General features: G+C 44.4%; 9 protein-coding genes. 5 read left to right on the plus strand and 4 right to left on the minus strand.

From position 1 onward, the window contains the following. Positions 1-33: 33 nt before the first annotated feature. On the minus strand, positions 34-201 hold the full coding sequence (locus JGK07_RS14660) for a hypothetical protein (RefSeq protein WP_293242153.1): 168 nt from the start codon (positions 199-201) through the stop codon (positions 34-36). Between the two features lie 326 nt (positions 202-527). After that, positions 528-1,553 carry a hypothetical protein gene (locus JGK07_RS14665; RefSeq protein WP_293182325.1) on the minus strand — a complete coding sequence of 342 codons (1,026 nt, stop codon included), beginning with the start codon at positions 1,551-1,553 and terminating at the stop codon, positions 528-530. A 190-nt stretch (positions 1,554-1,743) separates the two neighbouring features. Here JGK07_RS14665 and JGK07_RS14670 point away from each other — a divergent pair, with 190 nt between their 5' ends. Continuing rightward, positions 1,744-3,159, plus strand: a complete 1,416-nt coding sequence (locus JGK07_RS14670) for a hypothetical protein (RefSeq protein WP_293242150.1) — start codon at positions 1,744-1,746, stop codon at positions 3,157-3,159. 226 nt (positions 3,160-3,385) lie between these two features. Here the strand turns inward: JGK07_RS14670 and JGK07_RS14675 are convergent, their stop codons facing one another. Beyond that, positions 3,386-5,905: a serine/threonine-protein kinase gene (locus tag JGK07_RS14675; RefSeq protein WP_293182329.1), complete on the minus strand. Its 2,520-nt coding sequence runs from the start codon at positions 5,903-5,905 to the stop codon at positions 3,386-3,388. A gap of 194 nt (positions 5,906-6,099) precedes the next feature. On the opposite strand from JGK07_RS14675, the gene JGK07_RS14680 reads away from it, so the two are divergent. From JGK07_RS14680 to JGK07_RS14695, 4 genes are all read left to right on the plus strand, one after another. Next, positions 6,100-6,249 carry a hypothetical protein gene (locus tag JGK07_RS14680; RefSeq protein WP_293182331.1) on the plus strand — a complete coding sequence of 50 codons (150 nt, stop codon included), beginning with the start codon at positions 6,100-6,102 and terminating at the stop codon, positions 6,247-6,249. Between the two features lie 424 nt (positions 6,250-6,673). Next, on the plus strand, positions 6,674-7,912 hold the full coding sequence (locus JGK07_RS14685; protein ID WP_293182333.1) for a glycosyltransferase family 2 protein: 1,239 nt from the start codon (positions 6,674-6,676) through the stop codon (positions 7,910-7,912). A gap of 424 nt (positions 7,913-8,336) precedes the next feature. Beyond that, positions 8,337-8,816 carry a deaminase domain-containing protein gene (locus JGK07_RS14690; protein WP_293182335.1) on the plus strand — a complete coding sequence of 160 codons (480 nt, stop codon included), beginning with the start codon at positions 8,337-8,339 and terminating at the stop codon, positions 8,814-8,816. Between the two features lie 140 nt (positions 8,817-8,956). Beyond that, positions 8,957-9,604: a hypothetical protein gene (locus JGK07_RS14695; protein ID WP_293182336.1), complete on the plus strand. Its 648-nt coding sequence runs from the start codon at positions 8,957-8,959 to the stop codon at positions 9,602-9,604. A 31-nt stretch (positions 9,605-9,635) separates the two neighbouring features. Here JGK07_RS14695 and JGK07_RS14700 read toward each other — a convergent pair whose 3' ends face one another. Continuing rightward, on the minus strand, positions 9,636-11,909 hold the full coding sequence (locus JGK07_RS14700; RefSeq protein ID WP_293193225.1) for an FdhF/YdeP family oxidoreductase: 2,274 nt from the start codon (positions 11,907-11,909) through the stop codon (positions 9,636-9,638). Positions 11,910-12,099: the final 190 nt, after the last annotated feature.

A 12,099-nucleotide genomic window follows, 5' to 3' on the forward strand; every position in this document is an offset into this window, starting at 1 on the left:
CTATCTTTGCGTGGATTCAGCAGACATTAGTCATTAGTTACATCCTTCCGTTTGCATCGGAATAATAATTGTCCGAGAGCAGTGCGAGCGTCCCCGCTCGCCTCCTCCATAGCGATCGCGAAGCTCGCCTCCTCCATAGCGATCGCGAAGCTCGACACCGTACTCTCCTGGCGATCGGGAAACTCGCACTATAGAACCCATTTGACATCTTTAAGTTTTTCGGTTGGGTGACGAGAAATATAGAGAGAAACCCGTTGCTGAGATTTACGCTCATGTCGAGAAACCGGGTTTCTACGAGTTTTTGGGTTGGATGACGAGAAATATAGAGAGAAACCCGGTTTCTCAGATTTACGCAAAATAGATCAGATCTCAAATGGGTTCTATAGTTAAAACACCAATTACCAATTACCAATTACCAATTACCAATTACCAATGCCCAATGCCCAATGCCCAATGCCCAATGCCCAATGCCCAATTCCCAATGCCCCATGCCCCATGCCCCATGCCCCATGCCCCATGCCCCATGACTAATGACTAATGACTGATTCAATATACTGCTCGACTTCCCTGAGTTGCTGCCGCTGGTATTCAATCCAATCCTTTTCCGCCGCGCGCTGTTGGGCTGTCTCTAGTTGGTACCGCGCCTGCTTCTCTAAAAAATTATTGTAGAACATAATCGCTTTTTCAACTGTTTGAATTCCCAGTTTCATGCGCTCCTCAAAAATTGCTAAAATTAAATCATCCAGGATTGAGCTAATCACTTTACAAGACTCTTCAAAATCGCTCAAGCTGATTCCCATTTTACTTTTATGAACCAGAGTTTCTACAGGATCTCTCAGAGTTTCTTTAAAAGTCTTCATATAAGACTCCGGCAAATATCTCAGAGGTTCCGTAAACTTCGATACAATCTCGCCGCCTATTGATTGCAGTCGCTCTCTAAATTTCGATTGACTCTTGAAATCGAAGCATTCTATACAATATTCAACTTTTTCTATATCAATAGATTGTAATTCTTTAAAGATAGAATTGAGTTCATTCTCCACAATTAAAATTACTCGTTCGCCTTGGTAGTCTACTTCATTTCGCAATTCTTTGTACAAATTATCTTTGTCATAAAAACCGATAGAATCTTTTTTAAACACTTGCTGGTTTTGATCCCACAAAAACCACTTATTTTTTAACTTTGTAGCTTTGTCGCTCCACGATTTGCGAACTTTAACAATAGCATCATATTTGCCTTGTTTTCCCAAACTGCGAATTCTCACGTCGCATCCGCTTAGTTCGCCAATTTGCTCCCAGACATCAACAGCAGATGCTTTAGCAATTCTCGGCTTGCTATTCCAGACATCCTCAGCCTGAGATACATCTTTGAAACATACGTGAGCTAACGCCTTGAGTCTGAGGGCTGATTGCTTGATTTCCTGAATACAAGGTTCCACGTCTAGACTGAGGTGGGTAGCTGACTGTTTAATCTCCACGGATTGATATTCATCTGCGAGCAATCGATCGCTAAACTGGGTAATAGCCTGGAATACCTTGAGATACTCATTCATTTCGTTTCATCCCTCCTTTCCCTAAATAGCATACAATACAGAACATCTCCCTTTTTGAATGCAAACTGAGTCAGACCATTTTAGATTTTAGATTTTAGATTTTAGAATTGGGAATGGGAATGACTGATAACTATCAGGGTTTGGAGCGCGGGCCTACAGTTGCATTCTTGTTTTAAACTGGTGTCACAACATGGATTATGTATTCACCCCTACAACTCAGGCTAGGCTCAATACTGGCAACCTCGTACAGCCTGCCACCAAAACTGGAAAATTGCTCCCCGCAGCTAGAGATCCGGTGACAGGGGAGTTTGTGGAGATTGCCAAAATATTTTATCAATCAACAACTACAACTCTATGCGATCGCGGAGTTCTAGGATTGCTCTCACACTTAGGCGGAGGCGGGCCCGTACAGCCGCTGATAGCTCCCGTGTACGTGACAGTCGCGCCCTTGCAGCTTGCTCAAAGTCACCAGGGGTTTCAGAAAATATACAGAATGCTTAACTGTCTCAAAATTAATTTGGCAGTGATGCAAGCGACTGCTGCCGTCATTGGTATTGGGGCTGTATCGAGTACAGTTTTGTCAGCAGTAAACCTCGAACAAGTATTAAAAATCAGAGATGAGGCAAAACACCAGAAGCTCAAAATTAAAGACGGGTTTATCGATCTCAGGCATATCCTCAAAGATAAGGGAGTAGAGGTAATTCAGCAGATTTTTAAGGTGGCTCATGACTCTAATTTTCAAAGGCACCGCCAGCAACTGGTTAACGGTTACGATATTTTTTCTAAAGCTATTAAACGCTGCCAGTCAGCCCTGACAGTGCCGGATCTCAAGCTGCGGAATTCGGAGATTAATAACGGGCGAGATATGCTGTTTGAGGCTTTAAAAATTTACGATCGTCCCGGTTTGTTGGAGGGGCTGTGTTCTGCCGGAAAGCTCCGGCAAATGGAATGTGTTTGGGCGATCGAGCTGGCGCTGGGCATTACGTTTCAGTTGCAGCGGGCTTACGATATAGTCAGCGATCGCCTGCTCAAACTTCAATCAAAAATTCGTCACGATCTTCTCACTGTTGTTAAAGGATGTCAATCGGAATCTGAACTAGATTTTTTATTTCCAGAAGTTACCAGGATTCTCGGTCACGATCTAAGTGTAATAGAATTTTGGCAAAACGAGGTAGATTGGATGCAAACTTTGTCTCCCAAAGAGCAGCACCAGTTAGCTAGTTTAGATAAACTCAGCGGCGACCATCATATAAAAAGCAGCATCCACACGACATTCGCGGTATTAACTGCGGAACCTTCACTTTATCAAAGTTTAAAGCAAAAGTCTCACTTTCTATCCTTGCGCGACCAGCTAGCCTTCGCCCTGAAGCCGGAACTGCGCGGGGGATACGAGTTTTATGTGTGCCAGCAGGCGATCGCAACTGGCTATCCAGCTTTAGCGGTCTCGAACTGGCAAGAAATATCCGATTTAACTGTGGCTAACCTCTACTACTTTTTCCAAAGTCGAGAGGATTTAAGTGAAATTTATCCCACTGAGGACACAATAGAAACTCCTGCTTGGCACTTTCCCAAATCCTTAGAAAAAGAGTTAAACTACTGCAATTAATTGAAAGCGCAACTACGTACCTAATTTGTCTGACGACAATAAAACCGCTCTGCTTAGTCGATATTGTAGGGTGCGTCAGCGAGTAGCCTAATTTTCAGGTGAGGAACCAGAATTGGCTGACGCACCCTACTACAAATCAGACTATAAACCGCAGATGTCAAACAGATAAACACAGATAAACGCAGATAATTTCAGGGTGTTTTCCGATTTTTGCAATTCAAGTCTATTATCTCAGCCACAACTTAATAGTATTGTCTTTAGAGCCGCTAGCAATAGTTTTGCCATCGGGACTAAAAGTCACTACATAAACCTCATCGGTATGTCCCGTCAAAGTATTCAGCAATTCTCCGGTATCAAAGTCCCAAATTTTAATGGTTTTATCCTTGCTGCCGCTGGCGATAAATTTCCCGTCCGGGCTGATAGCAACCGAAACAATATCGTCAGAATGTCCCTTGATCGAGCGAATTAAATCTCCACTTTCGAGATTCCAGATTTTAATGCTTTCATCGTAGGAGCCGCTAACAATTGTCTTTCCGTCCGGGCTAACTGCCACAGACCTCACCGCGTCGCCGTGTCCTTCAATAGTTTTGAGCAACCTCCCTGTTGCTACATCGACAATTGTGATTTTTTTATCCTTAGAAGCGCTAACTAAATTTTTGCCATCGGGAGTGAAAGCAACAGAATAAACAAAATCTGTGTGATCTGGTAAATTCTGGAGCAAATTGCCCGTTGTGGCATCGGAAATTTTGGTGGTTTTGTCTCCGCTGGCGCTAGCAACGAGCTGTCCGTCGGGGCTGATAGCGACTGACCAAACAGAGGCACTATGATCGAGACTGCGAGTAGCTTGACCTGTTTTTAAATCCCACAACATGACTCTCCAAAAACCTGTTCCTGTGGCTAGTTTCGTACCTTTTGCATCGAAAGCAACCGACCAAACGGTGGATGAATCTCCTGGGAAAGTGCGGATCGATTTGCCTGTGGCTAAATCCCAAATTTGGATGGTTTTGTCTTTGGAACCGCTGGCTAACATTAAGCCGTCTGGACTAAAAGCAACAGATCCAACTGCATCTGAATGCTGGGCGAAGTTTTTGACTTTGGCGTTTTTCCATTGGAGACCTGCTTGGCACTTTTGTTGTAAGTTTTGGGCGGAGGTATAGGTGCTGGAAGTTTTGGCAATTGTTGGGATTTGGCTGATGCAGCCTTCATAATTGCTTTCTTGATAAAAAGCTTCGATTTGATTGAATTGTTGGGTTTCTTGCTGCACTTGCTGCTGTCTTTCTTGCCATTTGAGGTATCCGTAAATTCCGCCGATCGCAGTTAAGAGGGCTGCAATCGTTGCTCCGGCGATATAAGGATTGATTTTGCGAGGTTCTTTGGGGACAATTGCTGAGGCGCTGGTGCTGTCTGGGGCGATGGATAAACTCCCTTTTCCGTTCAAATTTACCTCTGGGGATGCCGCCGGAATTGCCTGCACTCCCAGTGGAAGAGTGCTGCTGGCTGGGGGCACAATGGCGTTGGGGTTGCGGTGTCCTTCCAACACGATCGCGATCGCCTTGTACAATTTACCGAATAAAGATTTAGGAACGACTAATTCTTCGATTCTGGCCGCATCTTCGTCGGTAAGCCCTAAAACTTGCTGCAACCGTTTTAATTCCTCGCGAGTGTTTGCAGAAAAAGGATATTCTTGCTGCATGGTTTCTTGCAGCGATTGTTCGTAGCGTTCGCCTTTTTCCCTGTATTTGCGGTAAGGGTTCAATACCTCATCTTCGATCGCCTCTGCTTCTTCTGGTTGCAATTCCAAACTGACGCGCAATTCTTCTAATATTCTGCGACCGACGACTGTAATGTCACCGCGACTGCTGCTGCGCCGATCGACTTCTTCGCGATAGATTGTGAGTTTGGGTACCCGCGTGCGCGATCGATCGCCAATTTTCCGCAAATCGGCCAAAGCCTCCGCCGCCGACTGGTAGCGCTCCCGAAAATCGTAGCGCACCATATTGTCCAAAACATCGGCCAGCGCTTGGGAGCAGGAGGTTAAATGGCGCCAAACAATTTCGCCTCGATTAGAATTTTTCAAATCCCGCAGTTTCGGCAAATCGTAAGCCGGCAAACCCGTCATAGCTTGGATGCCAATCATTCCCAAGGCGTAGATATCGCTGTTGAGTTGCGGGTTGTATTGAAATTGCTCGATCGGCATATATTCCAGCGTCCCAATCCGCACAGTTACCGGTGCTTGTCTTTGAGCGATGTGAATTTCTTTCACCGAGCCAAAGTCAATCAAAACTAACTTGTTGTCTGCATAGCGACGGATTAAATTTGCTGGTTTAATATCTCGGTGAATTACTCCCTGTCCGTGTACAAACACTAAAATTTCTAATAGTTCCTTCAACAAAGGAATAATTTTTTCTTCGGGAACCGGCTTTCCCGGTACAATCTCTGTGGATAGCGAGTGACCGGCAATAAAGGATTCTACTAAGAAAAATTCTTCATTTTCTTCAAAATAAGCGAATAGCTGAGGGATTTGGTCGTGTTGACCGAGCTTTTCTAGAACTTCTGCTTCTTTTTGGAAAAGACGGCGCGTAGTATTAATTAATTTGGGCTCGCTGGTACCGGGACGCAGGTGCTTGACAAAGCACTGCGGTTCACCGGGGCGACGAGTATCTTTGGCCAGATAGGTTTGCCCAAATTCTCCTGTTTCTATGACTTCAATGACTTGATAGCGTCCATCTAAAAGTTGGCTCACCATGATAATAACGCAGCCTTTTTTTGGTTGATTTTCGCAAGAAACAGTTTCACAGCAGGCAGTTTTTAGTTGTAACTAGGTCAGTCGATTTGAGATTTAAATTGCTATTTTGTGGCGGGTTCGATGCCCACCAGAGAAGCATTTAACTGTATTTCTCTACAACGATTTGCCGAATTCTCAATTGACTGATATAGCGATTGTCAATCAAGGGAGGTACTCGCCAGCCAATCACTCATTACCCATCACCCATCACTCACGATCGATCGCATATTACCCATTACCAATCCGTACCTCACTCACCTGACGATGGGTGCATCTGTGCGATCGCATTTGTAGTGGGATCTTAAGAACTCGCGTACTATACATAGCACGCGAGAGGGGACAGCACTGTATAAAAATGCTTTTTGCAAAAATGAGATGTTCCCTCTGACAATTGCCATACTTTATTTTTTCAACATCTGCAAAGCTTGATATCCCAAAAAGAAAAAACCCAAAGCACCGAGTATCGCTATGGTATTCGCAAACACATCCACTGAAACAAATTCGCCCATTGCAAGATCCTCTGACAACTGATATCTATCCTCGGCTTTTCGGTCTCAGACTGGGTGAGGGGTCTTGCCCCTTGCTGCGGTAGAGCCGAAAGATGCTCACAAATTATAGCAAAGGAGATGCTGAAAATAACTTTTTGGGCGATCGACTAGCTTTTTGTTTTAATATTTTTTAATATTTAAGGACACAAATTGTGCACGTAAATTTTGAGGTCAGTTCGCTTTGATATTGTTAACCCTGGTAATTTTTTCTCTCATAGTCAGTAGAGCTTACACCAAGAATTTGCGCCAATCGGTCAAAAATGCGCCTCGCACCAACGGCAGTGTGGCTCAGCAGTTATTTCCGTCGGCGGGTGACTTCCCCAAAATTTCGGTAATCGTACCAGCATACAACGAAGCCGAGAATATTCGGGATTGCGCGATCGCCATTTTGGAGAGTACAGCCCTGTCTGCTGACAAGCTAGAGGTTTTGATTGTAGACGATCGATCGACAGACGACACGAAGGCGATCGCCCAAACTCTGCAACAACAGCCGGGCGACCCCCGCCTCAAAATATTAGCAGGTGAGGCGCGACCGGAAAACCAATATTGGGCGGGCAAAAACTGGGCCTGCGCCCAAGCTGTTCGGGAAGCAACCGGAGAATTCCTATTATTTATCGATGCCGACGTGCGGCTGAAACCGGGGGCGATTGAAACCGCTATCGCCACAGCCGAAACCGAGAAAATAGACCTGCTAACCTGTATGCCAGCGCTGGTTTGTGGGTGTTTTTCCGAGTGGTTGGTGCAGCCTTTAATGTTCAATAACCTAGCTGTTTGCTTCGATTTTACAGCCGTTAATGATGCTACAAAAACAGACAGTGCCTTTGCGGGTGGCCCATTTATGCTGTTTAGGCGATCGGCTTACGAAAAAATCGGCGGACACGAAGCAGTTGCCGGCGAAATTGTCGAAGATGTGGAATTAGCTAGACGCATCAAGCGTGCGAGTTTAAAGCTCGGACTTTATTCCGGGTCAAATTTGGCATCCGTGCGGATGTATCGGTCTTGGAGCGCATTGTGGGAAGGCTGGACAAAGAATCTGTATCTCGGCGCTAACCGCAGTTGGGGTTCGATGTTTTATATGGCAGCAATTATGTTCTTTCTTTATCCGATGCCGTGGTTGGCATTAGCTATTTTGCTGGCTAACGGCGAAATTGCCAACATAATTAACAATCACCAATTAGAAATTAGCAATTACCATTTGCCGATTACGTTGTTAACTATCTGTTTATCTGCGATCGTAATTGGGTACCATTACACTTTGCGCCGTTTGGGTGCCGAAATTTCTGAGTGTCCGACGAAATACTGGTGGTTGGGAGGTTTGGGAGGGACGTTAATTGCGGCAATTGCGATCGGATCTGCGATCAAAACCGAAACAGGTTGGGGATGGACTTGGCGCGGGAGAGCTTTGCAAATCAAGACTTAATAGAAATTGTAGCGATCGTATTTCGAGATATCTCGGGGCGATCGCTTTTTTGAAGAATTGGGTAACAACTTAGATTTTGATAAATTACTAGAAAGTAGATTACAATCAAAGCAATCACCCCTGTCAAGGTGACTGCCGAGCCTAGTCGAAAAGCCTTGCTGTAGAAAGATGACGGTGACTTGAGTCAGCAATCAAAGGTAGTTTCTTCTTTTTGGGGGAGCGTGGCTGCTTAAGGAAAGACTTCAAATTCACTCGCTGGGCAAAATCCAACAGAAAATCATATAATTGAGACAATGAGCAACCTTGAATACGCGCCCAATTATCAGGCGAGCATAGCGATCGTCATACCCCGATAAATCCCAGGGCTGTTTCATTACTTGTCTGAGTCAGGTTATTTATAATTTTTTGTATAGGAATTAAAAAAATGATTTATGAGTACCCCCAAGGCATACCCGAGCAGTATGCAGGCATCGTAGAGGAACTGTGGAATCAGGCTCAAGAAGTTCGATCGACCCATATTCAAAGACCCCGTTCTGGTAATGCTGCTGCTGCCAAACTACAACTAGATACTGGTGCAGTTTATAATAAAGAAGCTACCAGCAAGCAACATCCTCTAAATATTCCTGGTGAAGACGATGGGCCAAAGTGTTTTTTTGAGCCAAGGATTGACAGAGCAATTGACAGAGCGGGAGAAAATTACAACGAGAAGCACGCTGAGCACAAGCTCTTCAATGCAATTGCAGAAGACTTGGAAACAAATAATGTGTCTTTGGAGGTAGAAGGGACACTCTACCTCTACACTGAAAGAAATATGTGTTCTGGCTGCTATATGAATTTGCAAGACTTTAAGGAGAGGTTCCCCAATATTAAAGTGATTATTTTCTACGAACATCCATATCCGTAGAAATAGAGAATAGAAAACCAGTAGAGCCTGCCAGGGCTTTACTGGCTTCTATATCTGAGGTAAAATAGAGGTCATATAAAGCGTAAAATTAGCTGGCTCCTGATTGACGATTAAGGAAAATATATATTGAGGGAAGATCGATGATTAAGTTTGAGATAGGTCATTACACCAATTTTAAGTTGCCCAACAATTTAGATATTCCAGAGCAATTGCAGCAAACTCTTCAAATGGTCTGGGACAGAAAGTATCGGGATTTGTACGAAAGAGGTGGAAAGTACAATGTAGAAGAAGCTTTTGTGGAAGTATTGCAAGCATTTGGAATGCCGAATGATAAAGTATCCCATCAGCGATATGTGTACATGGCTTATGGAATAGCATTAGCAGCTAAACCGACCATTAAACATTACTTTCCTGAAGAACACAAGGCTGATATCGTTCAAGCAATTGTATCGTGTTGGCTAAAGGATGGTGGTGAAATCCCAGAAACTTGGGCAGATACCTTGTTTCCTCATATCGACAAAATTGGAAAATATCAAGCTGCTGATGAAGCTTATAATATCTTCTACGGGTTGCTGCAAACACTCAACACCGAAACAGCTTATAATGCCATCTTGGATATTTTGTATGATGCAATTACCGGTGATGCCATTTCTGGCTTTGCTGCGGCCCAACGAGATATGTTTAATTGGTGGCTGATCGAAGTAATTCCTGCTGCCTATTGTTTAAATTTGCCATCTACTTTATATTCGGGAAAATGGGAATTTCCGCCCCTGAGTCAGTGTGCGTAATTGCGATGAGGCAATCAATAGTATTCTGTTTTTACCTTTGGGCGTAGACAAAAACAGGTACCCGTTTGTAAGCAGGCGTGCCCGATCGCTTTTCAATCTCCGGGTGAAAAATCACATTAACTTCAGGATAAAACATCAAAGCAGCACCCTCACGAACCGCCCCGTAAATCACCTCAACATTTTCCATTTTCCCCACATTTCCCTGCACAGTAACCCGCTGATGTTCTTGCATACCAGCACTTTCTGCATCCGCGCGATTCATCAAAATGCAGTTGCGGTGCGGCATTCCCCGGTACTTGTCATCATTTTTGTAAACCACAGTATTGTGCTGAGAATAACTGCGTCCCGTCATCAATGCCACAACTAAACCCCGCACCGATTTCGATGCACCAAAATCCTTTATTTCGGGTAATTTTAGCACTGGTAAAGGCGTGACAAACATCTTGGCTTTGCCAGAATCAGTGGGAAATTTGGGTTCGGTAAAAATCCGCCCGCTGATGGTAAATTCCTCTTTAGTTTCATCAATTGTTGCGATTTTTTCATAGCCGGGAATGGTTTGAGCAATCAATTGCCGCACGTACTTGGTATCTTGAAGCTGGCGCCAGTCTACCGGATAAGTGCCGTGAATTCTGGCAGCCAATTCTGTCAAGAAATGCACTTCAGAAATCAAATCAGCATCTTTGAGATGAGTTTCACCTTCATCATTGAAGCGCACAAAATTATTACCCGATTCTACCGTTGTCTTGTGGGGATTTTCAAAGCGATTCAGCACCGGCAGAACAATTGTATTGTGCTTTGCTAATCCGCTAAAATGTCCTAAGTTTGGTTTGGTGGCGAGGTAAATAATGGTTTCAATCTTGCCTAAAGCGCGTTTGGCTTCAGTTAAATCTGGGTTGGCGCCGTACAAGTTGCCGCCCAAACAGATTAGCGTATCGACTTTGCCTGCATCTGCTGCTTCAATGAGCGATCGAGTTTCATAACCCTTAACACGGCTCAGGGGACGCCCCAACAGCTTTTCGAGAGCGGCTTGAACTTCTTTTTTCAGCTTCACAGTCACGCCCATAGAGCCGAATCCTTGGACGTTTGAGTGTCCTCTCACCGGCAATAATCCCGCCCCGACTTTGCCGACATTTCCCGTCATCAAAGCTGTATTGGCGATGCTGAAAATATTATCTACGGCATTCTGTTGTTGAGTAATTCCCATCGCCCAACCGAAGACAACTCGCTTGGAATTGCCGATTATTTTGGCTGCTGCCTCAATTTCTGGTTGAGAAACTCCGCAGGTTTGAGTAATAGTTTTCCAGTCGGTTTCACGGGCGTGTTGCACTACTGCTTCCCAGTTTTCTGTATAAGATTGCAAATATTCTTCATCGAGCAATCCTTGTTCAATTACAGCTTTTTGAATCCCGACAAATAGGGCTGTATCACTGCCGGGAATTGGCTGCAAGTAGAGCGACGAAATCTCGGAACCTGGGACGAGAGATTTGAGGGGAAATGCTGGAGAAGCAAACTTGACTAAACCGATTTCCATCACTGGATTGATGACAATTATTTTACCGCCTTGTTCGCGGATTTTAATTAATTCGTTCATCAATCGGGGATGGTTGTAGGAAGAATTGCTACCCGCGAGTACGACGCAATCTGCTTGCTTTAAGTTTTCTAAACTGACTATGGAGGTGCCGGTGCTAAACATTTCCTTTAACCCGGTGGTCGAGGGAGCGTGGCACAAATCTGAACAATCTGCTAAGTTGTTAGAGCCGATCGCCCTCATCAACAATTGCAGCAGAAAAGCCGCCTCGTTGGAAGAGCGACCCGAACTATAAGAAGCTACTCGTTCCGGGCTTTTACGAAATCCAGCCTCGGCAATTTCATAGACTTCTTGCCATGAAATGCGATCGTAATGAGATGCACCAGCCCGCAAAATCATCGGAAAACTCAACCTTCCCAGTCTATCTGCTTCCCTGGAAGTTAATGGTTGGAGTTCTGCAATACTGTGCTGTTGAAAATAGTTAGTCGAGATAGCAGGTTTAATTTCAGCCGAAATTGCTTCAACACTTTTCATACACCGCTGAAGTTTTTCGCCATCTTCATTCGTAAACCCTCCTTTCTGCCCGCCAGTGCCCCAAGCACAGGACAAACAAGCACTTTTGTGCAGCAAAGTTTGCCAAAGTTTCGGGCCTTCCGGCGACAAAGTATGCTTTGCCCAATATTCAATTATGGGCAAACCGCCGCCGATGTCTGGCGTTTCGTCATTTTTGTCGCTAAATGGCGGAACGGGTTGGATATTTTGGGAGTTGGTGTCCATACGGTTTATTTTTTGTTTGAATTGCGAATTGATGTACAGTTAAGTTTATTACTATAATTTACCGCAAATTTACAGCCCATAAATTAGTCAATAGATAGATTTCTTAAAGGTACGTTGTTGCGCTTGAGCGCTCTTTGCTATAAATAGTAGTTCCGAATTAATTGTACGAGATTTTGCTAGATAGATTTCT

Origin of the sequence: Microcoleus sp. PH2017_24_DOB_U_A, from assembly GCF_020738205.1 — a bacterium.
In the GTDB taxonomy this organism is placed as follows: domain Bacteria; phylum Cyanobacteriota; class Cyanobacteriia; order Cyanobacteriales; family Microcoleaceae; genus Microcoleus.

Coding starts and splice junctions, on each gene's coding strand:
- JGK07_RS14670 (WP_293242150.1), top strand. CDS start 1,744: ATGGATTATGTATTCACCCCTACAACTCAGGCTAGGCTCAATACTGGC.
- JGK07_RS14665 (WP_293182325.1), bottom strand. CDS start 1,553: ATGAATGAGTATCTCAAGGTATTCCAGGCTATTACCCAGTTTAGCGAT.
- JGK07_RS14660 (WP_293242153.1), bottom strand. CDS start 201: ATGGGTTCTATAGTGCGAGTTTCCCGATCGCCAGGAGAGTACGGTGTC.
- JGK07_RS14675 (WP_293182329.1), bottom strand. CDS start 5,905: ATGGTGAGCCAACTTTTAGATGGACGCTATCAAGTCATTGAAGTCATA.
- JGK07_RS14700 (WP_293193225.1), bottom strand. CDS start 11,909: ATGGACACCAACTCCCAAAATATCCAACCCGTTCCGCCATTTAGCGAC.
- JGK07_RS14695 (WP_293182336.1), top strand. CDS start 8,957: ATGATTAAGTTTGAGATAGGTCATTACACCAATTTTAAGTTGCCCAAC.
- JGK07_RS14690 (WP_293182335.1), top strand. CDS start 8,337: ATGATTTATGAGTACCCCCAAGGCATACCCGAGCAGTATGCAGGCATC.